Below are 24,515 nucleotides of genomic sequence, written 5' to 3' on the forward strand. Positions count from 1 at the left end.
GGCCATAAGAGGCAGGGGCATGAGCGAAACCGGAACGGCGGCGGAGCGTCCCAGGCAGTTGGGGACAACACGCGAGAAGCTGCTCGCCGCCGCAGCCCGGCGCTTCTACGCGGACGGCGTGGCGGTGACGGGGATCGACAGATCACCGACGAGGCAGGCGTGGCGAAGATGAGCCTGTACAACGACCTCTCCTCCAAGGTCAGGCTGGTGATGGCCCATCTCGCTGCGCGGCACGAGGAGTGGCTGAGCCTGTACCGGCGGCGACTGGAAGGGACGCAGGAGGGTCGCGGCGGCGTGATGGCGGTCTTCGACGCGTACGCCGATCACGCGGCCTTCGCCTACGAGCACGGTTTGCGGGGCTGCGGCCTGCTGAACACCGCCGCCGAGCTGCATGTCCGGTGGCGAAAGGGCGGGCCGTGATGCGCCGGCGCAAGGAAGCGATCGAGGATCTGCTCGCCGGGCATCGTGAGGAGTTGCTGCCCGGGCGGCCCCCAAGGAAGCCGGGGCCATGGCGGAATACCTGCCGTTCCTGCTGGAAGGAGCGATGACGCGGGCCGGCCTGGAGGGCCGGGGACGCGTCTGGAGCACGCTGGGGCACTGGCGGCCGGCCTGCTGGACCGGCTGTGACGCGGGCCGTCGGACATAGGGCCGGTGACGGGCGTGGGGGCAATATGTGTGCTGACGGCGTCCGTACTGTGCGGCACCGCCGGCACCGCCGGCACCGCCGCGACCTTCGCCCCCGCGGTGGGGCCGCTCGCGACCGGGGCCGTGGCATGGGCCTGGGCGGACTGCTCCAGGCGCTCATCGCCGCCCCCCGTATCCGCCGAGAGGGCCCTCGGCTGCGTGCGCACAAGGGCGCGGTGCTGGTGGGGCTCTTTCGGCGGGGGCCTATCCCCGGGAGTTCTATTCCATGCGCCTGACCGGGGGTAGCCGCTGACACGGTCGTGTCGATCGGCTCAGCCCCTCTTGCCTCGGTGAGCGCCGCCTCACGCGCCGCTGGATGACCGGCGCCGCTCTGGGCCTGTCCGGGACGGTCCTGCTGTGCGCGGCCGGAGCCGCTGGCTCCCATCCCGGCCCCGGTGCCCGCTCCGCAGGCGAGACCGTGCTCGGCGTGGGACTCGGCTTGCCGGGCGCTCCCGGACATTCCTTACACGCAGGGGGAGGCCTCTCGGGTTGCGGGCTCGGCCAGGGGTGCCGTCCCGGCCGGTCAGTTGAGGAATCCGCGGGCGTCGACCGGCCACCGCTGCAGCGACGTGCCCGTGCTGTCGGTGACGATCAGTTCCTCGAAATTGATGACGACCGGGCATACGTGGTTCGGCACCACGGGGATGACGGTGCCCACGCTGGGGCGGAAGTCGCCGTCCGGCAGCGGGAGGAATCCGTGGTACTCGTTGAGCTTGGATAGGACGGCCCTCGTGCCGGCGACGCCTCCGTAGCCGAGCTCGGGGCTGCCTTCGCGGCTGAGGGCCTTGGTGCCCGAATCGAGGATCAGCTGGCCGGGGACCCAGTCGCTGACCACTGTGGCAGCGACGAACAGTGCGATCTGGTCGTCCGTGCAGGCGCCGAGCCGGGTGTTGTTCAAATCGCAGAAGACGTACTCGCCGGGACGGATCTCGGTGATCACGCTGCTGGTGGAGAACTCGACGGTGGGCGTGGAACCGGCGCTGACCACCGCTGCGGTGATGCCGACGCCGGCGAGGCTGCGTACCGCGGTGGTGAGCGCGGCCTCCTGGTCCTGCGCGGCGCGCTCGCGAGCGTCCCGGCCGGAACTGCCGTGACCCGGATAGGTGAAGACACCCACCGGCACGAGGCCGCGCTTGCGGGCGGCGAGCGCGAGGTCGCCCGCGAGCTCGGGCGGCGCTCCGGAACGACGAGCGCCGCAGTCGACCTCGATCACCACCTGCAGCCGGTCCGGTTCGTCTCCCATCGCGTCGGCGAGGGCCTCGATCGCCGCGACGTTGTCGACGCCGACCCGCAGCCGGGCGGACTCGGCGAGCCGGCGGATCCGGGGGCCCTTCGTTCCCGCGGGCCAGACGGGATAGGCGAGGAAGATGTCATCAAATCCGGCCGCGGCGAAGACCTCGGCCTCACCGACATTGCCCGCGGTGATCCCGACCGCACCGGCCGCGACCTGGCGCCGCCCGATCTCCACACACTTGTGTGTCTTGACGTGCGGCCTGACGTCGAGGTTGTGCTGGTCGGCGAAGCCCTGCATGCGGTCGATGTTGTCCTGCATGACGTCGACCAGCACGATCGGCGCGGGAGTGTCGATTCGCTCGACCAGGGTGTCGAGTGCTCGTTGAAGCCGGTTCACGCTGCCTCCTTGTTGGTTCTGCCTGAAATGACCGAGGGGCGCGGGTGCTGAATCCCTCGGATGCCGAACGTGCGCAGCCCGCGACATCGCGCGCTCGCGCCACACCAGCGTCGTGTTCGCCCTACACCGCGGTGGGGACCATCTGGACCTCAACCGGACCTGAGCGGTAGTCCGCCGACACCGATCGCGGTGCGAGCTTGCCGTCCGTTCTCGCCGACGCCTCGATGAGCAGTTCACCGGCCGCATTGACGACGTTCGCCTGCTCACCGAAGTGCACAGCGGCGGCGAGCGCGTTGAGCGCCGTACGGCGCGCGAGCGGGTCTCGGCGCGGGCAGCCGACGGCTAGGGACAGAGGTGGCAGGCTGTCGGCAACGGAGACCTCCCACGTCATCGCTGCCGCCCGGCGGAAGCCGGCAGCGATTGCGATCAAAGCCCCATGTCGGCCGGCCACTGGCTCGTGGTCACCAGGGTGATGCCTCAGCAGCTTCTGGACTGAGGACTCCGGCGTGATCGAACAGCCCGGCATGGCACTCATCGTGCCGTAGCACTCGAACGAAACGTATTCCGGCCGGAACCGGAGGGAATGGCCATGAGGATGCTCCTGTCTTCATCCTGCGAGTAACTGCCGTGGTCGGGACTGGCTTTTCAGGAACGCCCATGACGGGCTTCACTGAGATGCGCGACGACGTCGTCCAGATTCACGGTCAAGGAACGCTCGATGTTGATCCAGTCGTCCTTGGCGTGATCGAGGAGGTACTCGCGCCGTTCGGGTGCGCGCTCCGCGCGCCAGTTCGTGATCAGCGCACGCAGTGTGAGCCGCGCCAACGCGGCAACCGGGAGCAGCGGGAGTTCCGAGGCCCGGATCGGGCGCTTTCGTTGGTAGCCCGCGGCGAAGGCGCAGGCGTCCCGCCAGGGATGATCCGGCGTCCTGCCGAGCAGGTTCGCCATGGGAACGGCGGGGTCGAAGATCACCGCACTGCGCACCGTGTCGCCGAAGTCGATGACACCGGTGACGAAGTGATCGCTCCTCTCTGGGTCCACCACGATGTTGTAAGGGCTGAAGTCACCGTGGATCACCTGCGTTTCGAGATCACTCAGCCTCGGGACGACGTTTTCGTCGAAGAGCCGGAAGACCGCTTGGGCCAACTGACGGTGCTCGGGGCTCGGCGTGTGCTCGACCAGTTCGGTCATCTGGTGGAAATGCCGAATGTCCCATGCCAGACCTCGGCGGTCCGCCGGGTGCGTGAACGGCCTGAGCGCCACGTCGATCAGCCCCAGCATCTCGCCCGCCCTGGCGAGCCGCTCCGCATCCGGGTTCGCATCGGCCAGGACCTGGCCTTCGATGAAGTCGAACACCCGCAGGATGCGCGTCCTGCCGTCGCTCAGCCTGATCGTGACATGGTCGTCTCCGTCGGCGGTCAGCTTCACCCGCTGGACGGGCAAGTGCGCGGCGGCGGTTTCGAGGTAGCGCATCGCTGCGGTCTGGAAGGCGACAACCGCCTCCACCTCGTCAGGTGGTGAGACCTTCACGAGGTAGCTGCTCGAGTCGGTCCTGAGTCTGAATGTGTCGTCCTTCTCGGTCGCCAGTCGCCCCAAGCGCCCGGTGACGCGGTAGTGCTCCTCAAGGAGCATGCTCACCAGCAGCACGTCGATGGGCTCGTGGGACGACGTCAGGCCGCTCTCCTCGAGGAGCCGCTGAGCATGGTTCTTAGCTGGTGAGGTGTTCACGGTCAGTCCCTATCGAAGGAGCCAGGCCCTGCAGCTTGTCGATTGTCGACGATAAGAGTATTGTCGACAACTGTCAACAGGCCCGAACTTCCCTCACTCTGCGGAAGCCTCGAAGGGCCTGACCCACGCGCCGCGCGTGCACAGCGGACGGCACTGGCAGGAGAGATGCAGCGACATGAAGTTCACCCCCTACTGGCTCGACACCGCTCCCCAGGGTCCGGACCGGTCCCGGACCGAGATCGGGGGGAATGTCGACGTGGCGATCATCGGTGCCGGCCTGACCGGCCTCTCGACGGCACTGCACCTGGCCCGCAAGGGCGCCAACGTGCACGTCTTCGAGAAGGACACGGTCGGATTCGGCGCATCCGGCCGCAACGGCGGCATGGCCACCACGGGCCTGTCGATCGGGTTCCGGCATGCGGTTGCCCGCTACGGATTCGAGACCGCCAAGGCGTACCTGATGACGTACCACGACGCGGTCGACACGATCGAGAAGCTCGTCGCCGAAGAGGGGATCGACTGCGACTTCGCCCGCACGGGCAAGCTGGTCCTGGCGTCCAAACCGGCCCACGTCGAAGGCCTGCGCAAGACCCACGAGATCATGTCCGGCCGACTCGGGATCGATACCCGGCTGATCCCCCAGAGCGAGATCCACTCCGAGATCGGCTCCGACCGCTTCCACGGCGGAATGGTCGACGCCAAGAGCGCCGGGCTGCACGTCGGCAAGTTCACCAAGGGGCTTGCCGAGGCCGCCGCGCGGATCGGCGTCACCCTTCACGAGAACGCACCGGTCGAGAAGATCAGCCGACTCGACGGCACACGCCACAAGCTGGTCACTGCGCGCGGAACCGTCCGGGCCGACCAGGTGCTCGTCGCGACCAGCGGTCACACCAGCAGGCCGTTGCGCTGGCATCAGGTCAGGATCGCGCCCGTCGGCAGCTTCATCATCGTCACCGAACCGCTGGGCAAGGACGTCTGCGACACACTGCTGCCCAACCGGCGGATGGTGTCGAACACCCTGAACCTGCTGAACTACTTCCGGATCACCCCGGACCACCGGCTGCTGTTCGGCGGCCGCGCCCGGTTCGCCATGTCCGACCAGCAGTCGGACGCGAAGAGCGGGCGCATCCTGCACAAGGCGATGACCGAGATCTTCCCGCAGCTCACGAACACGCGCGTCGACTACTGCTGGGGCGGCCTGGTCGACATGAGCATGGACCGCATGGTGCACGCCGGCGAGCAGAACGGGCTGTTCTACTCGCTCGGCTACTCCGGCCACGGCGTGCAGATGGCCACCCACATGGGCCAGCAGATGGCCGAGTACATGAACGGCAACCTCGACGCCAACCCATGGCGCGATCTGCCCTTCCGGCGGATCCCGGGCCACTTCGGCCCGCCCTGGTTCCTACCCTTCGCGGGCGGTTACTACAAGTTCAAGGACCTCATCAAGTAGGCGTGCGACAGAGATGCTGTGCAGATGGGCGGTGGACGTATGATGCCCCCTCGCATCACTGGTTGTGCGTCCCGCCTACTCGCTCCCGCTACGGGCGGAGAGCGGCCCGGGATCGACGGGCTCCTTGCAGCTACGACGCCTTCGACTGCCCTCTACTGCGCGTGGGCCGTGGCCTTCCCGCAGCACCCTCGACCACTGGTCGAGGGTGCTGCGGGGCTACCTCGGCCGGAGCCGCCTCTGGCGTCGACGTCTGCCTTCACGTCGTGCGCCAGGATCACGGCAGCCGAGTCGCCAACACCATCGCCCGCCGCTGACTGTCTGCGTGCCTGACCGTGATCGAGCAGTGCGTCAGCGACGGCGCTGCGCCGCGCTGCGGGACGAACTCCGGCGGTCGGTCACCGGCGTGAGGGAGCCGACCTGACGTGGGTCAGTCCGGACCCTGGGGAGCGGTGTCGCGCCCGTAGGGGGTGAACTTCATGTCGCTGCTCTCTCCTGCCAGTGCCGTCCGCTGTGCACGCGCGGCGCGTGGGTCAGGCCCTTTTCGAGGGTTCCGCAGAGTGGCCTGAGGGAAGTTCGGGCCTGTTGACAGTTGTCGACAATGGTCTTATCGTCGACAATCGACAATGATTCGAGCCAATGCAGCGAGCAACCCCGGAACGAGACTGAAGGTGTGCCTGCCGATGACTTCGACGCTGAGTCGGGCGATAGCCCACTACCCCAACCGGTTCGACCCCGGGGTACTGGGCGAGCTCCCCGAGCACCTCCGAGAGACCATCCAACGCCGGAACAAGGTCCTGGGCCCTGGCTACACACTTATCTACAAGGAGCCGGTCGAGTTCGTCTCCGGTCACGGGGCCCACCTGATCGACCGTGACGGCAACGACTACCTCGACGCCTACAACAACGTCCCCTGCGTCGGACACGCCCACCCCCACGTGGCCGAGGCCGTCGCCCGCCAGATGACGGCGGTCAACACCAACACGCGCTACGTCCAGGAAGCCCTGGTCGACTACGCGGAGCGGCTGCTCGCGACCTTCCCCGAGGAGCTGTCGAAGCTGAGCATCGCGTGCAGCGGGTCGGAGGCGAACGACCTGGCGGTGCGGGTGGCGAGGTTCCACACGGGCGGCGAGGGCATCATCGTCACCCGCTGGGCCTACCACGGCATCACTCGGGAGGTGGCGAGCTTCTCGCCGCACCTGGGCGCCGGATCACCGCTGGGCCCGAACGTCCGGCTCATCGATCCGCCGGACCCGCGCCTCGCCGCGCCGGGCACCACGCTCGCCGAGCACATGCGGCAGCAGGTACGCGGCGCCATCGCCGACCTGGAGCGCCACGGCTACCGGCTCGCCGCCCTGATCACCGACTGCGCCTACACCAGCGACGGTATCTTCACCGACCCCGTCGACTACATGCCGGGCGTGGTGGAGGAGGTGCACGCGGCCGGCGGCGTCTACATCGCGGACGAGGTCCAGTCCGGATTCGCCAGGCTCGGGGAGTCGATGTGGGGCTTCACCCGTCACGGCGTCCTGCCGGACATCGTCACCATGGGCAAGCCGATGGGTAACGGAATGCCGATCTCGGGTGTGGTCTTCCGCCCCGAGGTCAGCGAGGAGTTCGGACGAAACGTCCGCTACTTCAACACCTTCGGCGGCAGCTCGATCCCCGTGGCGGCCGGCGCTGCGGTGCTGGACGTGCTCGAGAGGGAGAACGTGCAGCAGCGCGTCCTGGAAAGCGGCAACGCCCTGCGCGCGGGACTGCGGGAGATCACCAAGGCCTCCCCTTACGTCGCCGAAGTCCGCGGCGCCGGTCTGTACGTCGGCGTGGAGATCGTGAAGGACCGCGAAACTCTTGAGCCGGACCGCCTGCTGACCGAAGACCTCATCAACGACATGCGCGATCGCCGGATCCTCATCAACGGCACGGGCAAGTCGGCGAACACCCTGAAGATCCGCCCGCCGCTGGCCTTCGACTCCGCCGATGTGACCCGATTCCTGGAGACCTTCGCCGAGGTCGCGAAAAACCGCCTGTGACAGCCTGACCGATCGGCAACTGGAGAGACCCATGGAGTTCGAGAGCAAGCCGAAGTTCGTCACGTTCGACATGAACGGGACGCCGATCCAACGGGCCATCGACAAGACGGCGGTGGACGAGGGCCTCCAGGCATGGGCGACCGCGGTCGAGGCCGGCACATCGGGAGCGGCACGGCGATGACGAACACCACCACGGCCCTGGAGCCGCTGGCCGCGCGGCTCGCCGAGACCGCGCCCGGCCTGCGAGTGGAGACCGGCCCCGGATCCACCGGCCTCTACGCCTACGACGCCTCCAACTACCGGGTCCCGCCGAGGGCCGTGGTCTTCCCCCGCAGTGCCGACGACGTCGTCGCGGTGCTGCGGGCCTGCCGCGAGACGCACGTCCCCGTCACCGCGCGAGGCGGCGGCACCAGCATGGCGGGCAACGCCGTCGGGCCCGGTGTCGTCCTGGACTTCTCCCGGTACATGAACCGGATCCTGGACATCGACCCGGTGGCGCACACGGCGCGCGTCGAGGCCGGAGTGATCCTGGACGCGCTGGGCAGCGCGACCGCCCTGCACGGGCTCACCTTCGGGCCCGACCCGTCCTCACACAGCCGGTGCACCCTCGGCGGCATGATCGGCAACGACGCGTGCGGGAACCGGTCGGTGCGGCACGGGCGTACCAGCGGGCACATCGAGGCGCTGGAGATCGTGACGGCCGACGGAGTGCGGGCCGTCGCCGACCGTACCGGCCTGCGCGCGGCCGATCCGGACGACACGGACGCCGTCCGGCGGGTCGCCCGCCTCGAAACGGACGTACGCCGCCTGATCGACGCCAACCTGGCGTCGATCCGTACCGAACTGGGCCGGGTACCGCGCCAGGTCTCCGGCTACCAGCTGCACCACCTGCTGCCCGAGCACGGCTTCGACATGGCACGTGCCATGGTGGGCACCGAGGGCTCCTGTGCGGTCGTCACCGCAGCGACGGTCCGCCTGGTGGCGACCGCGCAGGCTTCCACCTTGTTGACGCTCGGCTACGACGACGTGGTCGACGCCGCGGAGGACGTGCCCGAGATCCTGCGCTGGAACCCCACCGCCGTGGAGGGCATGGACGAGGCGATCGTCGCCACCATGCGCGCCCGGCGTGGTCCGGACTCCGTCACCGGGTTGCCCGAGGGCCGTGCCTGGCTGTACGTCGAACTCGACGGCGACGACCAGGCGACTGTCGATGCCCGCGCCGACGAACTGCTGGACGTGCTTGAGGCGCAGGGCCGGCTGACCGGCGGGCGGGTCGTGCACAGCCCGGCCGAACGGCGCTCGCTGTGGCGGGTCCGCGAGGACGGGGCAGGACTGGCCGCCCGACTCGTCGACGGCTCGGCGTCCTGGCCCGGTTGGGAGGACGCGGCCGTCGCGCCGGAGAACCTGGCCCCCTACCTGCGGGACTTCCGCAAGCTGCTGGCCGCGCACGGCCTGACCGGCGTGCTGTACGGGCACTTCGGCGCCGGCTGCGTGCACGTGCGCATCGACTTCGACCTCGCCACGGACATCGGCCGGGCCGCCACTCGCCGGTTCCTGTCGGAAGCTGCGGCCCTGGTTGTGGAGCACGGCGGCAGCCTGTCGGGCGAGCACGGCGACGGCCGGGCCCGGGGCGAGCTGCTGGAGGTCATGTACAGCCACCAGCTGATCCGCGCGTTCGCCGCGTTCAAGGAGATCTTCGACCCCGAGGGGCTGCTCAACCCGGGCATCATCGTGGCACCGGCCCGGCTCGACGCCGATCTGGCGCTGCACACGCCCGCCGACGTGCTGCCCGTCGAGACCCTCTTCTCCTTCCCCCATGACGAGGACGGCTTCGCGGGCGCGGTACGCCGCTGCGTCGGTGTCGGCCGCTGCCGCAGCGACGCGGGCGGCGTGATGTGTCCCAGCTACCGGGCCACGGGAGAGGAGAACGACTCGACGCGGGGCCGGGCTCGTCTGCTCCAGGAGATGGTGCGCGGCGGAACCGTCCAGGACGGCTGGCGCTCCACGGAGGTCCGTGACGCCCTCGACCTGTGCCTGTCCTGCAAGGCCTGTTCCAGCGACTGCCCGGTCGGCGTGGACATGGCCACGTACAAGGCGGAGTTCCTGCACCACCACTACAAGGGCAGGCTCCGGCCCCGCTCCCACTACTCGCTCGGATGGCTGCCCCTGACCTCCGCACTCGTCGGATACGTCGCCCGCCCGGTCAACGCACTGCTGCGCGGTCCGGTCGGCAAGCTGCTCGCCCGCCTCGGCGGCGTGACCACCGAGCGCCGGATCCCGGCCTTCGCCTCCCGGCAGGCGTTGCGCCGGGCCCTGCGTACGGCGAGGACCGGTGAACCGGCGAAGGCCGTGCTCTTCGTCGACAGCTTCACCCGAGCCTTCCGCCCCGAGGTGGCGGAATCGGTGAGCCGCGTCCTCGCCGACGCCGGCCTCCCCTGCACGCCGCGGGACGACCTGTGCTGCGGTCTGACCTGGGTCAGCACCGGGCAACTGTCCACCGCGCGCCGCGTCATGGCCCGTACCGTCGCCCGCCTGGACAACGGCGACGACCGGCCCGTCGTCGTGGCCGAACCCAGCTGCGCCGCTGCGCTCAAGCGGGACGTGCCCGAACTCCTCGGCACCGACGCCGCCCGGCGCGTCGCGGCCCGCGTCCACACCCTCACCGGAGCCCTCACTGACCTCGCCGCGCCCGGCTGGACGCCTCCCGAGCTGCCGGACAACGTCGTACTCCAGACCCACTGCCACGAGTACGCCACGTTCAAGGGCCGCCATCCCCGCGACCTCCTCAGCCGCCTCGGCGTGACCAAGGTCGACGAGGCCGAAGGCTGCTGCGGACTCGCCGGCAACTTCGGCTTCGAGGCAGAGCACTACGACACCTCGATGGCCGTCGCCGACCTGGCACTGAAGCCACGCCTCGACGCCATCGACCAGGACGAGCCCGCCGTGGTCGTGGCCGACGGCTTCAGCTGCGCCACCCAGATCGACCACCTCGCCGGTGACCAGGGCATCCGCGCCCTGCACCTGGCCGAACTGCTCGACCCCGCCGCCCACCGATCCGGAGAGACCTCATGACCGACACACCCACGCAACTGTTCATCGGCGGCTCCTTTGTAGACGCCGCGGACGGCGCCACCATGCCCGTGGACGACCCCGCCACCGGTGAGGTCCTCTGCCACGTCGCCGACGCCGGCGCCAAGGAGGCGAAGCTCGCCGAGGAAGCGGCCGTGCAGGCGCAGGAGAAGTGGGCCCGCACGGCACCCCGCGTGCGCAGTGAGATCCTGCGCCGCGCCTACGAGATCATCGTCGAGCGCACGGACGAGCTCGCCCACCTGATGACGTCCGAGATGGGCAAGCCGCTCGCGGAGGCCAGGGGAGAGGTGGCCTACGCGGCCGAGTTCTTCCGCTGGTTCTCCGAGGAAGCCGTCCGCATCGACGGCGGCCACGCCACCCTGCCGGACGGCCGCAACCGCATGCTGCTCTCCCGCCGCCCGGTCGGTCCCTGTCTGCTGATCACCCCGTGGAACTTCCCGCTGGCCATGGGCACCCGCAAGATCGGCCCGGCGGTCGCGGCCGGCTGCACCATGGTGCTCAAGCCGGCCCCGCAGACCCCGCTCTCCAGCCTTGCCCTCGCCGCGATCCTCAAGGAGGCCGGGCTGCCCGACGGCGTGCTGAACGTCGTCACCACCTCCCGTGCGGGGGAGGTGTGCGAACCGCTCCTGCGCGGCGGGCGGATTCGCAAGCTCTCCTTCACCGGCTCCACGGCCGTCGGGCAGCTGCTGCTCGCCCAGAGCGCCCAGGCGGTCGTACGGACCTCGATGGAGCTGGGCGGCAACGCGCCGTTCATCGTCTTCGACGACGCCGACCTGGACACGGCCGTGGACGCCGCGATGATCGCCAAGATGCGCAACATGGGCGAGGCGTGCACGGCCGCCAACCGCTTCTTCGTCCACCGGTCGGTGGCGGAGGAGTTCGGGCGGCGGCTGGCCGAGCGCATGGGCGCGCTCGTGGTGGGCCCCGGCACCCGGGACGGCGTCGACGTCGGACCGCTGATCGACAGGACCGGCCGCGCCAAGGTCGAGGAACTGGTCGCCGACGCGGTCGAGCGCGGTGCCCGCGTCCTCGTCGGGGGCCGTACGCCGGAGGGCCCGGGCTGCTTCTACCCGCCGACCGTGCTCACCGACGTGTCTCCCGACAGCCGCCTCATGGACACGGAGATCTTCGGCCCCGTCGCCGCGATCCTTACCTTCGACGACGAGGACGAGGTGATCCGGCGCGCCAACGACACCCCCTGGGGCCTGGTCGGGTACGTCTTCACCGAGGGTCTGGACCGCGCCCTGCGCGTCAGCGAACGCCTGGAGGTCGGCATGGTCGGCCTCAACACCGGCCTCGTCTCCAACCCGGCCGCACCCTTCGGCGGCGTCAAGCAGTCCGGCCTCGGCCGCGAGGGCGGCCGGGTGGGGATCGACGAGTTCCTGGACTACCAGTACCTCGCGGTGCCCGTGAGTTGACGGCGGTCATGCCCTGACCGCGCCGCAGCACGCACCGCGAAGGGCCCCACCCGTGCCCGGTTTCCACGTCGCCGGGCACGGGTGGGCGGCCATCGATTTCCCGAGCCCGAACACGGGTTTCCCGAGCCATTGGAAAAGAGAACATGTCGTTCCTGAAGACCATCGACACCCGTCCCTCCTTCACGCCGCACGAGTCCGGACCGCTCCCGGAGCGCCTGATTTCCGGCGACCCCATGTTCAGGACCTGGGCCCAAGACGTCGCACGCGGGGAGACGATCCATACGGGAGTCTGGGAGACGACGCCCGGCGAGATGCGCTCGATCAAGGGCGAGACCTTCGAGTTCTGCCACATCCTCGCCGGCATCGTCGAACTCACGCCGGAAGGTGGCGAGCCGGTGGTCTACAAGGCGGGCGACAGCTTTGTCATGAAACCGGGCTTCGTCGGCGTGTGGAAGACCATCGAAACCGTGCGCAAGATCTACGTGACCGTGAGGTGATGCCGACGCGCGACGCCCGCGGCGCCGATGGCCATCCTGCAGGATGCCTTCGCCGCAAGGGCCGTCGAGTTCCGCGCCGTGTTCAAAATGGGCCGCACCCGTCTCCAGGGCGCGGTGCCCAAGACCCTCGGCCAGGAGTTCTCCGCGTTCGCCGTCATGATCGAGGAGGACCGTAGCCTCGCGGAAGCGGTGGAGTTGATCCAGGAGATCGACTTGGGTGCCACGACCATCGGTACCGGCCTCAACGCTCCCGCCGGATACGCGGAGTTGGCCCGCTGTCACCTCGCCTAGATCACCGGGCTCCAGTTGGTCACCGCCGCCTACTTGGTCGAGGCGACCCAGGACCGCTGGGCGTTCGTGGAGATGTCCGTTGTGCTCAAGCGGATCGCCGTCAAGTTGTCCAAGAGCTGCAACGACCTGCGCCTGCTGTCCTCCGGGCCGCGCCGGGCCTGGGCGAGATCAACCTGCCTCCGGTGCAGGCCGGTCCGTCTATCATGCCCCGGCAAGGTCAACCCGGTGATCCCCGAGGTGGTCGTCCAAATCGCCTTCGAAGTGATCGGCAACGACGATGGCCACCGAGGCCGGACAGCTCCAGCTCAACGCCCTCGAGCCGATCACCCGCCGGAACACCGACGCTCGACGTGCGCCCGGAGACCGGCAGGGCCCGGCTCTCCTACCGCCGGGCCGAAGAGATCTTCGAGGAGGACACCCGGCTGTTGGCCAACCCGCTGGCCTCGCCGGAGAACATCGAGGACCTGGATGGCTGGACACTCCACCGGCTACGCCACAGTGCCTTGGCGCACGACGCCGAGGGCGGCACCTCCACGCCGATGCTGCTGGCCCGCTCCCGCCATGCCTCCGTCCGCTCCCTGGAGCGGTACGCGCGTCCCGGTGTCGATGCCGTCGCCCAGCATGTCGCCGAGCGCGACCCCGCCGCCCGGCGGAAGCGGTAAGTATCCGTCGGCGGTTCCTCCAAGCCGTCCACACGAGCGATCCTGGAGGCATGGCCCGCCGTCGGTACTGCTGCGTCTGCGGCGCTGTGCTACCCAAGGGTTCGACACGGCGGCGCCTGTACTGCGGCCCTGCTTGCCGGGCCCAGGCGTACAGGGACCGACAGGTCACAGAGCGGATCGGAGCGCTCGGCCGACTGTTCCTGAAGGCGGTGGCCACCGACAACAAACGCCTGCTGCGGCGGCTGACGTGCCCCGTGTGCGGACGCATGACCTACGCGGCGGGGTCCCGGCGCCGGGACGCCTGCCCGTTGTCGAGACCGTGCTTACCGGCGTCGGCACCAGCAGTACCGTCACGCGAAGGCATCGGGAAAGCGGGCCGTACCGGCGGGTGCGACGCGCTGACGTCACGCAACGCCGATCTGTTGGCGGAGTCGTCCCAGCTCAGCGATAGCGCCGGAACCTACCGGCGGGTTACTTGCTCCCTGATGTCTGAGCTAGGACTACAGGGCCTATATGCCGAGCGAGCAGCCCTGCCCTCTCTGCGCGCGCACGGGCTCATGCCAACCCATCTCGCATGACAGGGCTCCCATGCAACGACCTCCCGCGGTCTCCTGCTGACGTTGGCCCTCACTCCGCTGCTGGCCGGCTGTTTCGTCTCCGGTGGAGAAGGATCCGGTTCGGAGCCGGAAGGCGGGTCGGCCGGTCAGCTGAGGGTCACGCTCGCGAGGCCGCCGGTGCAGGCCCTGTCGCCGTACAGCGATGACGCGACCCTGCTGGGCAAGCTCGCCGTCGTCGAAGGGCTCACCGCCCTGGAGAAGAACGGGGCCGCAGCCCCCGCGCCGGCGAAGTCCTGGAAGCAGAACAACCCCACCACCTGGACCTTCGAGCTGCCCAAGGCCACCTTCCAGGACGGCACGCCGGTCACCGACGACTCCGTGGTCAACGCGCTCGACCACACAGACGCCGCTACACCCAAGCCCCGCGTCCTCAGCGGCGTAACCCTCACCGCGAAGGCCGACGACGCCGACACCATCCGCACCGAGGCCACCGACCCGGTGCTCCTGCTGCGGCTGGCGAGCCCGCGCTGGCCATCCTCTCCAAGAAGGCGTACGCGAAGGACGGCACCGTCAGTCCGATCGGCACCGGAACCGGCCCCTTCAAGGTCACGAACACGTAGATACTGCGGGCTCGATCCTTGGCTTCCTGGCATTGGTCTACGAGGTCACGGTGGCAAGAGGGCATGGACCACGCAGGCAGCGTGGCCTCACATGTGCTGGGACGTACGCTCCCCTGGGTCTTCCGTATGGGCTCCCAGCCCCTTGGGGAAATGGGCAGCCAGTTCCTGGTGGAACGCGTCGGTGTCGCCTTCCAGGGCAACCTTGGCCAATCTCTCGTGCTCGATGACCAGTTGCTGCGGGTTGTCGCTGTAGGTGCGGTGATCGACGCTGAGGTGGAGGCGCAGCTTGGTCTCCCAGCCGTTCCAGAGACTCTGCAGGACGCCGTGCCCCGAGAGCTCGTAGAAGAGCCTGTGGAAGCGAAGGTGCGCGTCGATGCTGGCTGGGATGTCGTCCTTCTCCATCGCCCGGCGGAGATCCTCGACGGTTTGCAGCAACTGAGGCCGCTCGGGACCGCGCAGTGCTTCGGCCGAGAGCTCGGCGGCGAACGGCTCGACACGCAGCCGGACCGAGTCGATCTCGGCGACCTCGCGAGCGCTCACCTCTACGACGAACGCCCCACGGTAGGGGATCTTGACGACGAGCCCCTCCTCCTCCAGCTTGGTCAGCGCCTCGCGCAGCGGGGACCGGCTGATCCCGAGATCAGCGGCGATGTGCGCCTCGCGCAGCTGGCCACCAGGAGGTACGGTCCCGTCGAGGATGGCGGCACGCAGTGTGCGGTAGACGCCGTCCGGCGTCGTCATCCGCTGCTCCTGCCACTCGAACTTGTGATCCACTCCGAAGTGCCTCCCTTGGTCGTTGTCGACCATTCTTTTGTCGACTATACCTCCACTGATCTTGCATCGACAATCAACTTGGTTTCTGAGCACGCTCCCCTGACACACAGGACAGGTCGGCGCCTTGGGGGCCTTTTGATGGTCGGACCATGCTGGTCCTGCCACGGGTGCTTTTGATGTGCAGCAGAGTGAAGCCGACCCTGCAGGCGCGGCGCGCTTGGGGCGGTACCGGACGGGGCGGCCCTGCCGGGAGCCGGAGTGGTCGACCGGGTCGCAGTTGGAAGCGGGTCCGGCAGAACTCGCGCTACGGCGTCGTGGACGATTCACAGACTCCGTTGCGCCATGGAAGGGCGGGAGCCGGAGACTACCTCCGCGTCCCACACTGAACCCGAACCGGCCTGGCCGGGGTACCAGTCCACGCTGCGACCCCAGCCCTGTCGCGGCAGCACCGGGAGTAGAGGCACCGGTCGGTGCGCCAAGGATGCGGGTGGCGGCAGGGTGGGTGGTGGCGCGTTCCTGGTGAGCGCGCCATGGGCGATGCGCGCCAGAATGCCCTCCGAACGCGTCTGCGCCGTACGCACGCCCGGGTCTCCGCAGCCTCCTCAAGCGTCGCGAAGGGCCATTGATCGGCGTTCGCCTCAGCCTTGCAGACCCGTGTTCACACCCTCCGCCGCGCCGATGTGGCGCCGGCGACCCGAAGCCGCCCCCGCCGAGGCGGAGCTTCCGATGGCCATAGGGGACGTCGGCTGCCCAAACTCGTTGACAGTCGAGACCAACATGGTCGACAATCGACAGCGCTGGTCGACAATCGTCCATCGCGGCTCAAGCTGCTCCGCTGAAGCACTAGGAGGAATCATGGGATTCGATGTCAAGCCCAAGTTCGTGACGTTCGACATGAACGGAACGCTGATCAAGTTCCGCATCAACGACACGATGCGTGAGGTCCTGGGCGACCGGCTGCCGGCCGAGGTCGCCGACGAGTACCTGCGGATCTGCAAGGCGTACCGGATCGACGAGTGCACGGGCGCGTACCAGCCGTTCCACCAGATCGTCGCGCGCTCCATGGAACGCGCCTCGCGCAAGGTCGGTCTCGAGTACCGCGAGGACGACGCGCGGGCGGTGTACGAGATCGTCCCCACCTGGGGCCCGTACCCCGGTGTCACCGAGGCGCTGAACCGCCTGGCCGAGGCGGTCCCGCTGGTCATCATCACCAACAGCGACACCGCGCACGCCCAGCGCCTCTCGGAGAACCTCAAGGCCCCCTTCGAGGTCGTCATCAGCGCCGAGGAGATGGGCGTCTACAAGCCGCGACTCAGTGCGTTCGAGTACATGTTCGACAAGCTCGGCGTGACACCCGACGAGATCGTGCACGTCTCCGCGAGCCCGATGTACGACCACCGCCCCGCGGCCATCATGGGCATCGAGAACAAGGTGTACGTCGACCGCGGCTTCGAGCACGACGAGCACTGGCTCGGCTACGAGCGGATCACCGACATCGCCGACCTTCCCGTCCTCTTCGGCCTGCCCCGCCCCTGACACCCGAGCGAGAACTGGAAAATGATCCTCAGCAAGGCGGTGGCGGCATGAGTCAGCCCCTGCCTCAAACCGTCAAGGGTGACTCGGCTTCGGAAAGGCTCCAGAACCTCGGACTGGAGCTGCCCGACCTCGCAGGTAACGCGTACTTCGTGCACCACCGGGCGGTGGGCTCCAGCATCCACATCTCCGGCCAACTGCCTTTCAAGGACGGTGAGCTGCTGGGGCAGGGCGTTGTCGGCCGGGACGTGGAGCTGGAGGGAGCGAAGGAGCTCGCGCGCCATGCCGCGCTCAACTGCCTGGCCGCCGCTGTGCAGGCGGTGGGTGATCTGGACCGGGTCCGGATAGCGCAGATGCTCGTCTTCGTGGCCAGCACGCCGGACTTCGCTCTGCAGTCGCAGGTCGCCAACGCAGCCAGTGAACTGCTCATCGAGGTGCTGGGCGAGAACGGACGGCATGCCCGGACCGCGATCGGTGTCGCGGGACTGCCCCTCAACACCCCGGTGGAGATACAGATGGTCTGCACTGCGGTGTAGCGGCGAACCGATCACGGGCAGTACAACTGTGAACCGGCTCCGACAGGCACTCGGCGCCCTCGTCGAGCGCATCGACACTGCGGCGCCGATCGTGCCGGCCCACGTGATGCGGGACGGCATCGACCGTATTCAGGGCTTCGCCGCCGAGCACAGCCTCGACGTCAGGCCGCACGTCAAGACGCACAAATGCGTTGAGATCGGTCGGCGCCAGGTCAAGGCGGAGACCAACGGAATCACCGTGGGCAACGTGGGTGAGGCCGAGGTCTTCGCCGAGGCCGGATTCGACGGCATCTTCATCGCCCACCCGATCCGGCCCGCGGGGAACGATAAGGGCCGCGGATCCGGTGCCTGGTCGAGACGACCCGTCTGCGGGTCGGCGTCGACAACGTCGCGGCCATCAGCGCCCTCGCCAATGCAACGGGGGGCGACGCCGGGTGGCTGAAGGTCCTGATCGAGGTCGCTGAGCCCGTCGTTCCGGCCCTTCCCGTCGGCGGCGGTCACACCGCCTTCCAGCACCGGCCCACACGGTTCCCGGACGCAGAAAAGAAAGACTCATTATGAACGCTTTTGCAGCATCCCCTCGAAACGGAGAGCTCGGCTTCTGGGTGGCCCAACTGGCCGACAAGAAGCCCTCGTTCCCCCGCTTCACCGGCCAGGACTCCGTCGACGTGGCCATTGTCGGCGGCGGCTACACCGGCCTCTGGGCGGCGTACTTCGCCAAGAAGCTCGAACCGTCCCTCTCCGTCGCCGTTTTTGAGGCCGAACAGGTGGGCTACGGCGCGTCAGGGCGCAACGGCGGCTGGCTCTCGGCGATGCCTCCGGGCAACCGTGCCGCCTTCGCCCGCGCCGGCGGAGGACTCGCAGCGAGCCGGGCACTGCAGCAGGAATTCGTCGCCGGCGTCGACGCGGTCCTGGACATCCTCCAGGCCGAGGGCATCGATGCGGATCAGCACAAGGGTGGCGCGCTCGTCGCCGCCCACACTCGGGCGGGGCTGGGCCGGCTGGTGGCCAGACGTGATGTCGAACTGAAGTACGGGCTGACCGAGGACGAGATCCAGCTGCTCGACCGGGACGAGTTCCAGTCACAGATCAACATATCCACCGTCCACGGCGGGCTCTTCTACAAGCACTGCGCGCGGATCCACCCCGCGAAGCTCGTCCACGGCCTCGCCGGCACCCTGACCTCCATGGGGGTCAGGATCTACGAGGGCAGCCGGGTGAACAGTGTCGAGGGCAAGACTCTCACCCTGGCCAACGGGCGTGTCACCGCAGCGAAGACGTTCATCTGCACCGAAGGCTATTCGGGAAAGCTGTTGGGCAGCCGGACCCTGATCCCGGTCAATTCATCGATGATCGTGACCAAGCCCCTGCCTGAGGAAGCATGGCAGCAGATCGGCTGGAGCGGTCCCCAGTGCCTCAACGACTCCGCGCACACGTTCATCTACGCCCAGCGGACGGCGGACGGCCGTATCGCCATGGGGGGCCGCGGTATCCCCTACCGGTTCGGGTCCGGCACCGGGGGAGCCGGTGCGACCGCCCAGTCCACCATCGACCTGATCTCGCACAAGCTCAGTACCTTCTTCCCGGACATCCCCTTCGAGGTGGACCACGCCTGGTCGGGAGTCCTGGGCGTCACGCGTGACTGGAACGGCGGCGTGCTCTGGGACTCGGCGGCGGGGATCGGATCGTCCTCCGGCTACGCGGGCCACGGTGTCACGGCAGCCTACGTCGGCGGCAGGACGCTCGTGGAGCTCGCCTTCGAGAAGGAAACCGAACGGACCACCCTTCCCTGGGTGGGCTACCGGGCGCGGAAGTGGGAACCGGAACCCGTTCGCTGGCTGGGTGTTCACGCCATGTACCGGCTCTTCGGTATCGCCGACCAGTGGGAAGAGCGCAGGGCTTCCAGCAAGACCTCACTCCTGGCCAGATTCGGCAGCCGCCTCGCCGGACTTCACGAATAGAACGAAAAGGGAACTGCTGTCATGGACGCAAAACTCGCAGTCATCGGCTTGGGCAGCATCGGAAGCATGGCCCTGTGGCAGTCCTCCCGGCTGTCCGACTCGGTAGTGGGCTTCGAGGCCGCCACCCCGGCCCACGGCCGCAGCGCCGTGGGCGGGGACACCCGCCTGTTCCGCATGGTCTACCTCGGGAAGCCCGAGTACTACCCCGTCATTGAACGCTCCCGCGGCCTGTGGGCCGAGCTCGAAGCAGAAACAGGGCAGGAAATCCTCACCCCTACCGGGGGCCTGTCCATCGGCACGGCGAACGGCAGCTACATCAACAGCCTCCTCGAGGCCACCCGCGTCACCGGCGCCGAACACAGCCTCCTCAGCCGCGAGGAGTTGGCGGAGCGCTACCCTCAGCACAACCTCCGCCCCGACGACTGCGCCGTCTACGACCCCCGCGCCGGCGTTCTGCGCACCGACCGCGCCGTCAGCGCCGCCGTCGCGGCGGCCCAGGCGAACGGCGCCACAGTCCTTCAGAACACACCCGTGGACAGCATCACCGAAACCGAACACGGTGTGGTCGTCACCTCGGGCGACAGAACCTGGACGTTCGAGAAGGTCATCGTCGCCTCGGGCGGCTGGTCCCGAAGGCTCATGCCCGACCACCTCAAGGCCGTCACGGAAACCCATCGGATCGTCCTGACCTGGTTCATCGCCCAGGACGGCACGCAGTTCTCGCCGGAGAACTTCCCCGTCTTCAGCCGGTGGTACGACGATCGCTCCATGTACGGCGCGCCCGCCGTCGACAGTGTGACGGTCAAGGCATCAGTCGACGGACCGCCGACCGGGCGCGCACGGGCAACCCCCGACCCGGACGCAGTGCCCAGGGAACTCACCCAGGAAGAAATCGAGAAGGTCACCGAGATCGTCACCGAATTCTTCCCCGGTCTGATCCCCACCATCGCGCGCGCCGACGCCTTCCCCGAGCTCTTCACCGAGGACAGGCATCCCCTCATCGGCTGGCTGGACGAGAACAGCGGCATCTACTGCGCCACCGGATTCTCCGGCAAGGGCTTCAAAATGGCGACCGGCTACGGCCACATCGCCGCACACGAGGCGCTCGGCAAGCAGATGTTCGACGGGCTGGACTTCGTGCGTCCGGACCGGTTCAAGACCAGGTAGCCGCCACTCCGGCCGCCTCGGCGCAGTGGCCTCGGTATCGCCATATGGCTGACGGTCATTGCGGGACCCATCTCTTGATCTCCCGCCACGATGCCGAGAACCAGCCGTATGCGTAGCACCCCCTGGGCCGTCCTCGCCCCGGCCGTCGTCCTGGGCCCTGCTCGGCGCGCTCGCGTTCACGGCGGCCGGTGGAGCACGGATGGCCGCGGCTGAGGGAGCGGGCGTCGGCCCACCCCGGAGCGCCCACGGACCATCCCAGCGGGACACCGCAGACGGTGCCGGAGAGATCGCGTACGCCCGTACTCACACCACCCAGGAACAGACGGACACCACCATGCCCGATCTCATCTCCCGCGCCCTGACCCGCCGAACCGTCCGGACGACCAAGCCTTCACGCGAGCGGACCTGGCAGCATCTGTCGCCGCTCTTGCGACTGCTGATCCTGACGCAACTCACCTTCAACATCGGCTTCTTCGCCGTCCTGCCGTTCCTGGCCGAGCACCTCGGCACCGCGCTCGGCATGGCGGGGTGGCTGGTCGGCTTCGTCCTGGGTCTCAGGACCTTCAGCCAGCAGGGCCTCTTCGTGGTCGGCGGCGCACTCGTCGACCGCTACGGCGTACGCCCGATCGTGCTGACCGGCTGCGTGGTGCGGATCGCCGGGTTCGCCTGGCTGGGGTACGCGCAGACGACCTGGACGGTAATCGGCGCGGTGCTCCTCATCGGCTTCGCCGCCGCACTGTTCTCACCGGCAGTGGAGTCCGAAGTGGCCCGGCAGGCGGTGATCAGGGAGGAAGAGGGCCACGGTTCACGCACTCGGGTGCTGGCTCTGCTGAGCGCGGCCGGACAGGCCGGTGCCTTCATCGGCCCGCTGCTCGGCGCCCTGCTGCTCGCCGTCGACTTCCGCACCACCTGCCTCGCCGGAGCCGCAGTCTTCGTCCTCGTCCTCGCCGGACATGTATGGCTGATGCCGCAGCACATCCCCGGCCGAGTGCGCACCCGGCAGCGGGGCGGCACGCGCCTGCTGCTGCGCAAACGCGGCTTCCTCGCCCTGTGCTGCGCCTACGGCACCTACCTGCTCGCCTACAACCAGCTCTACCTCGCCCTGCCGGACGAGGTGCAGCGCGCGACCGGTTCCCAGGCAGCCCTGTCCTGGCTGTTCGCCTTGTCCTCCCTGCTGGTCGTCTGCGCCCAACTGCCCGTCACACGCTGGGCAGGTGACCGGCTCGGCCTGCGCCGCTCAATGATCGCCGGGCTGCTGCTAATCGCGGCCGGCTTCGGGGTCGTGGCCGCCGCCCGGCCCGCCGGCTGGACGGGTGTCGCCGGGTTGTTGCCCCCTGCCGGATACGTCGTCCTGCTCACCCTCGGCCAGATGCTGGTCGTCCCCGCCGCCCGCGCCTGGGTGCCCGACCTCGCCGAGGACGGCCGCATCGGCCTCTACACCGGCGCGCTGTCCTCCGTCTCCGGCCTGATCGTCCTCATCGGGAGCTCAGTCACCGGCTCCCTGCTCGACCTGGACCTGCCACCTGCCGTGCCCTGGCTGATCCTCGCCGTAGTGCCGGCCCTAGCGGTGGCGATCCTGCCCAGCTGCTCGGAACGGTAGGCGAATGCGGGCGGGGCCGTCTTTGGTTCCTGCCCTCAAACAGGTGGCCTGACCCGTCGCCTTTCAGCCGCGCCACCCCGCCTGGTCTCAATGTCAGTTGGCCTGGGGCGGGATGTACTGGACGGGAAGGACACGGACAGCCGGGTCGGGAGTCGACAGCAGTCCACGCAGCTGCCGGTTTTCCAATGTCAGTTGGTTGACAGCCCGCACCAGCCCTTCGGTATCGGCCCGGAGTTGTTCGAGCTCGGCTTTGTCCTTCGTGCGGAGTTCCTTGAGCCGTACGACCTGTTTGCGGAGCTGGGTCTCGGCGTCCGTGGGTTGTCCGCGCTCTTTGACCTTGGCGTAGAACTCGTTCTTCAGGTTGAGCTGGCGCTGGGTGAGGGCGTTGCGGGGGACGCCGGCCTCGGTGGCGAGGGCCACCACGGTCAGCGCCCCGTTGGAGTGCTCCGGTCGGCCGAACAGAGTGCGCTCCATCGCGGCCCGGATGCGGTCCCGTTCGTCGATGGCTCCGTTCATGTCGTGGTGTCCTTCAGGGTGATCCGGGTGCGGTCGCGGGTGTCGGCTGCGCCGCGCAGCCGCTCGGTGTGGTCGCGCAGCCGCACGCTGATCGGCTGGGGCACGTGACCAGCCTGTTTGTCGAGCGCATCGGCGCGGTCGCGAAGCTGGGCGGCGTGGTGTCGGTGCGGACGATGTGGCCGCAGCCGGACACGCAGTGATCGAGCCGCGGGGAGTCGCGAACTCCGGTGCGGTGGCACAGGGCCTGCTCGCGCTTGTAGTGGCACAGCAGGAGCGTCTGGAGGTTGTCGTAGATGAGGGCGTCGTCGTTGGTGAGGAGGCGGCGCCCGGTGGTGGCGTTGATGAAGGTGCCCTCGAAGCGCGGGGCGCGGGCGGCGGTCTTGATGGCGCGCCGGGCGGCCGGGCCGGAGATGCCGCCACCAACCTCCAGATCGTCGTTGAGGTTGGCGACGGTGTCGGCCACGGCGCGGACGGTTTCGATGTCGATCAGTTCGTGGATGCCTTCTCGGCTGCGCGCGGCGTAGCCCTCGGAGACCAGCGCGGTGCGCATGTGGCCGTACTGGATGGCGAGGGCGACGAGCCCGCCTGGGCGGCGGGCGATGTGCCAGGCCAGGGTGCGGCGGAAGCGCCTCGTGCCGACCGCTCCGTTCGGGTTGGGCTGGATGACTTCGCTGGGCAGGTGGTGGCGGGCGGCTTCGGCGTAGGCCCAGGTCACGAAGTCCTCGATCCGGGTCCGCAGGGCGGGTGAGCGCAGGGAGCCGATGCTGGGCCCGGCCATGGCGCCGTGCACGGCATGGCTGAACAGCAACCGCCGGGTTCGACCATGCGCTCCAGCACGCGGATGGCGTTGACGACCGGGATGATGGCCACCCAGGGGACGTCGCGCTCGCGCCCGGCGGAGTAGTGGTTGCCGTACTCGTCGGTGGCGTTCTTGTAGTGGTCGGGCAGCTGAAGCGCTCGCGGTGGCGCAGATACCTGGGTCCCGCCCTGGCCGTGTTCACCCGGGAGGGACCACGCTGGCCTCGCTCACCTGCACCGACGATACGCACTACGTCCTCACCCACACGTCCGGCGAGGTCATCGTCCGCATCGAGCACTCCGGGCCGGCAGAGTTCCGTTTCACTGACGCTGCGCACCGGGAGGTCGGCAACGCGGGCGCCCCTGGACTCTTCAAGTCCCTCCAGCTCGGTCTCCGGACGGACCAGGGGCGCCACCTCTTCCTCTCCCGGCCCGGGCTGCCGTTCACCCAATGGCATGTCACCGAGACCGCCCCGGAAGGAGTGCCCACCCAGGGGATTCTCGGTCGGGTCACGGTGAGCACCATCGACTCGTGGATCGGGTTGCAGCAGTACGTCGTCGACATGGACCCCCGCCTGGAGGCGGGCGATCGGCGCACCGTCGTCGCCGCCGCCATCTGTCTGCACCTGCTGCGTCGGCCTCCGGGTGCAGCGCCGCGCCCGCGTGACGGGAGTGTGGCTGCGGCGCCTGGGGACTACTGCGCGCCGGTTCCCTGATCGACGAAAAGCCCGGCCCCGGTGGCCACGAGGATGACGTTGGCCGCGGGGTCCTGTGGCGCAGCAAGGACCTTCTCACTGTTGCACAGCAGCTGGACTTTTCCCGCCGCCGACAGGGTGACCGTCCCCGTGGCGCTCAGCGAAGCCTCGTTGTAGCCGCTGCCTCGAGGCGTGGCCATGTTGGGGCCGCCGGGGACCCTGCAATTCCCCTTGTCGGCGTAGATACCAGGGGCTTCACCACGTTGTCAGCCCAA

General features: G+C 68.8%; 21 protein-coding genes and 3 pseudogenes. 17 read left to right on the forward strand and 7 right to left on the reverse strand.

Annotated features, from left to right (window positions below):
* Positions 1-19 precede the first annotated feature (19 nt).
* Positions 20-627: pseudogene (locus ABZT06_RS02905) on the forward strand (TetR/AcrR family transcriptional regulator).
* Positions 628-1,207: 580 nt separating this feature from the next.
* Here ABZT06_RS02905 and ABZT06_RS02910 read toward each other — a convergent pair.
* From ABZT06_RS02910 to ABZT06_RS02920, 3 genes are all read right to left on the reverse strand, one after another.
* The gene (locus ABZT06_RS02910; protein ID WP_355733844.1) at positions 1,208-2,314 is read right to left on the reverse strand and encodes an alanine racemase; all 1,107 of its coding nucleotides are present in this window, start codon (positions 2,312-2,314) and stop codon (positions 1,208-1,210) included.
* Positions 2,315-2,435: 121 nt separating this feature from the next.
* Positions 2,436-2,744 (reverse strand): hypothetical protein, encoded by a 309-nt coding sequence (locus tag ABZT06_RS02915; protein WP_355733846.1) that lies wholly within the window; start codon positions 2,742-2,744, stop codon positions 2,436-2,438.
* Between the two features lie 215 nt (positions 2,745-2,959).
* Positions 2,960-4,042 (reverse strand): phosphotransferase, encoded by a 1,083-nt coding sequence (locus ABZT06_RS02920; RefSeq protein ID WP_355733849.1) that lies wholly within the window; start codon positions 4,040-4,042, stop codon positions 2,960-2,962.
* Between the two features lie 175 nt (positions 4,043-4,217).
* Here ABZT06_RS02920 and ABZT06_RS02925 point away from each other — a divergent pair, with 175 nt between their 5' ends.
* The 9 genes and pseudogenes from ABZT06_RS02925 to ABZT06_RS02965 form a co-directional block, all read left to right on the forward strand.
* Positions 4,218-5,495: an FAD-binding oxidoreductase gene (locus tag ABZT06_RS02925; RefSeq protein WP_355733852.1), complete on the forward strand. Its 1,278-nt coding sequence runs from the start codon at positions 4,218-4,220 to the stop codon at positions 5,493-5,495.
* A 680-nt stretch (positions 5,496-6,175) separates the two neighbouring features.
* Complete coding sequence (locus ABZT06_RS02930; protein WP_355733855.1) at positions 6,176-7,525, forward strand: aspartate aminotransferase family protein; 1,350 nt, start codon at positions 6,176-6,178, stop codon at positions 7,523-7,525.
* Positions 7,526-7,556: 31 nt separating this feature from the next.
* Positions 7,557-7,706 carry a hypothetical protein gene (locus ABZT06_RS02935; RefSeq protein ID WP_355733858.1) on the forward strand — a complete coding sequence of 50 codons (150 nt, stop codon included), beginning with the start codon at positions 7,557-7,559 and terminating at the stop codon, positions 7,704-7,706.
* The gene (locus ABZT06_RS02940) at positions 7,703-10,597 is read left to right on the forward strand and encodes an FAD-binding and (Fe-S)-binding domain-containing protein (RefSeq protein ID WP_355733860.1); all 2,895 of its coding nucleotides are present in this window, start codon (positions 7,703-7,705) and stop codon (positions 10,595-10,597) included. Before ABZT06_RS02935 ends, ABZT06_RS02940 begins: the two co-directional genes overlap by 4 nt.
* Positions 10,594-12,033 (forward strand): NAD-dependent succinate-semialdehyde dehydrogenase, encoded by a 1,440-nt coding sequence (locus ABZT06_RS02945; protein ID WP_355733863.1) that lies wholly within the window; start codon positions 10,594-10,596, stop codon positions 12,031-12,033. Before ABZT06_RS02940 ends, ABZT06_RS02945 begins: the two co-directional genes overlap by 4 nt.
* 143 nt (positions 12,034-12,176) lie before the next feature.
* The gene (locus tag ABZT06_RS02950) at positions 12,177-12,530 is read left to right on the forward strand and encodes a cupin domain-containing protein (RefSeq protein WP_355733866.1); all 354 of its coding nucleotides are present in this window, start codon (positions 12,177-12,179) and stop codon (positions 12,528-12,530) included.
* Between the two features lie 87 nt (positions 12,531-12,617).
* Positions 12,618-13,031: pseudogene (locus tag ABZT06_RS02955) on the forward strand (lyase family protein); the annotation flags it as partial.
* A 140-nt stretch (positions 13,032-13,171) separates the two neighbouring features.
* Complete coding sequence (locus tag ABZT06_RS02960; protein WP_355734110.1) at positions 13,172-13,483, forward strand: site-specific integrase; 312 nt, start codon at positions 13,172-13,174, stop codon at positions 13,481-13,483.
* Positions 13,484-14,217: 734 nt separating this feature from the next.
* Positions 14,218-14,484, forward strand: a pseudogene (locus ABZT06_RS02965) (ABC transporter substrate-binding protein); the annotation flags it as partial.
* Between the two features lie 263 nt (positions 14,485-14,747).
* Here the strand turns inward: ABZT06_RS02965 and ABZT06_RS02970 are convergent.
* Positions 14,748-15,434, reverse strand: coding sequence for a GntR family transcriptional regulator (locus ABZT06_RS02970; protein WP_355733868.1), 687 nt, complete (start codon positions 15,432-15,434; stop codon positions 14,748-14,750).
* Between the two features lie 855 nt (positions 15,435-16,289).
* Between ABZT06_RS02970 and ABZT06_RS02975 the strand changes: the two genes are divergently transcribed.
* From ABZT06_RS02975 to ABZT06_RS03000, 6 genes are all read left to right on the forward strand, one after another.
* A complete protein-coding gene (locus tag ABZT06_RS02975) occupies positions 16,290-16,970 on the forward strand; it encodes a haloacid dehalogenase type II (RefSeq protein WP_355733870.1) in 681 nt (226 codons plus the stop codon).
* A 47-nt stretch (positions 16,971-17,017) separates the two neighbouring features.
* The gene (locus ABZT06_RS02980; RefSeq protein ID WP_355733872.1) at positions 17,018-17,503 is read left to right on the forward strand and encodes a RidA family protein; all 486 of its coding nucleotides are present in this window, start codon (positions 17,018-17,020) and stop codon (positions 17,501-17,503) included.
* 28 nt (positions 17,504-17,531) lie between these two features.
* Entirely contained in the window at positions 17,532-17,945 is a 414-nt protein-coding gene (locus ABZT06_RS02985; RefSeq protein ID WP_355733875.1) for a hypothetical protein, read from the forward strand.
* 115 nt (positions 17,946-18,060) lie between these two features.
* Positions 18,061-19,464: an FAD-dependent oxidoreductase gene (locus ABZT06_RS02990; protein ID WP_355733878.1), complete on the forward strand. Its 1,404-nt coding sequence runs from the start codon at positions 18,061-18,063 to the stop codon at positions 19,462-19,464.
* A 21-nt stretch (positions 19,465-19,485) separates the two neighbouring features.
* Positions 19,486-20,631 carry an N-methyl-L-tryptophan oxidase gene (gene solA, locus ABZT06_RS02995; protein WP_355733881.1) on the forward strand — a complete coding sequence of 382 codons (1,146 nt, stop codon included), beginning with the start codon at positions 19,486-19,488 and terminating at the stop codon, positions 20,629-20,631.
* A 334-nt stretch (positions 20,632-20,965) separates the two neighbouring features.
* The gene (locus ABZT06_RS03000; RefSeq protein WP_355734100.1) at positions 20,966-22,231 is read left to right on the forward strand and encodes an MFS transporter; all 1,266 of its coding nucleotides are present in this window, start codon (positions 20,966-20,968) and stop codon (positions 22,229-22,231) included.
* 93 nt (positions 22,232-22,324) lie between these two features.
* Here ABZT06_RS03000 and ABZT06_RS03005 read toward each other — a convergent pair whose 3' ends face one another.
* Both ABZT06_RS03005 and ABZT06_RS03010 read right to left on the reverse strand, forming a co-directional pair.
* Positions 22,325-22,747, reverse strand: a complete 423-nt coding sequence (locus ABZT06_RS03005; RefSeq protein ID WP_355733884.1) for a hypothetical protein — start codon at positions 22,745-22,747, stop codon at positions 22,325-22,327.
* Positions 22,748-22,760: 13 nt separating this feature from the next.
* A complete protein-coding gene (locus ABZT06_RS03010) occupies positions 22,761-23,555 on the reverse strand; it encodes a hypothetical protein (protein ID WP_355733886.1) in 795 nt (264 codons plus the stop codon).
* Positions 23,556-23,709: 154 nt separating this feature from the next.
* Here ABZT06_RS03010 and ABZT06_RS03015 point away from each other — a divergent pair, with 154 nt between their 5' ends.
* Complete coding sequence (locus ABZT06_RS03015; RefSeq protein WP_355733889.1) at positions 23,710-24,261, forward strand: hypothetical protein; 552 nt, start codon at positions 23,710-23,712, stop codon at positions 24,259-24,261.
* Here ABZT06_RS03015 and ABZT06_RS03020 read toward each other — a convergent pair.
* Positions 24,240-24,440: a hypothetical protein gene (locus ABZT06_RS03020; protein WP_355733892.1), complete on the reverse strand. Its 201-nt coding sequence runs from the start codon at positions 24,438-24,440 to the stop codon at positions 24,240-24,242. The genes ABZT06_RS03015 and ABZT06_RS03020 overlap by 22 nt on opposite strands.
* Positions 24,441-24,515: the final 75 nt, after the last annotated feature.

Origin of the sequence: Streptomyces sp. NPDC005483 (assembly GCF_040606035.1) — a bacterium.
Classification (GTDB): domain Bacteria; phylum Actinomycetota; class Actinomycetes; order Streptomycetales; family Streptomycetaceae; genus Streptomyces.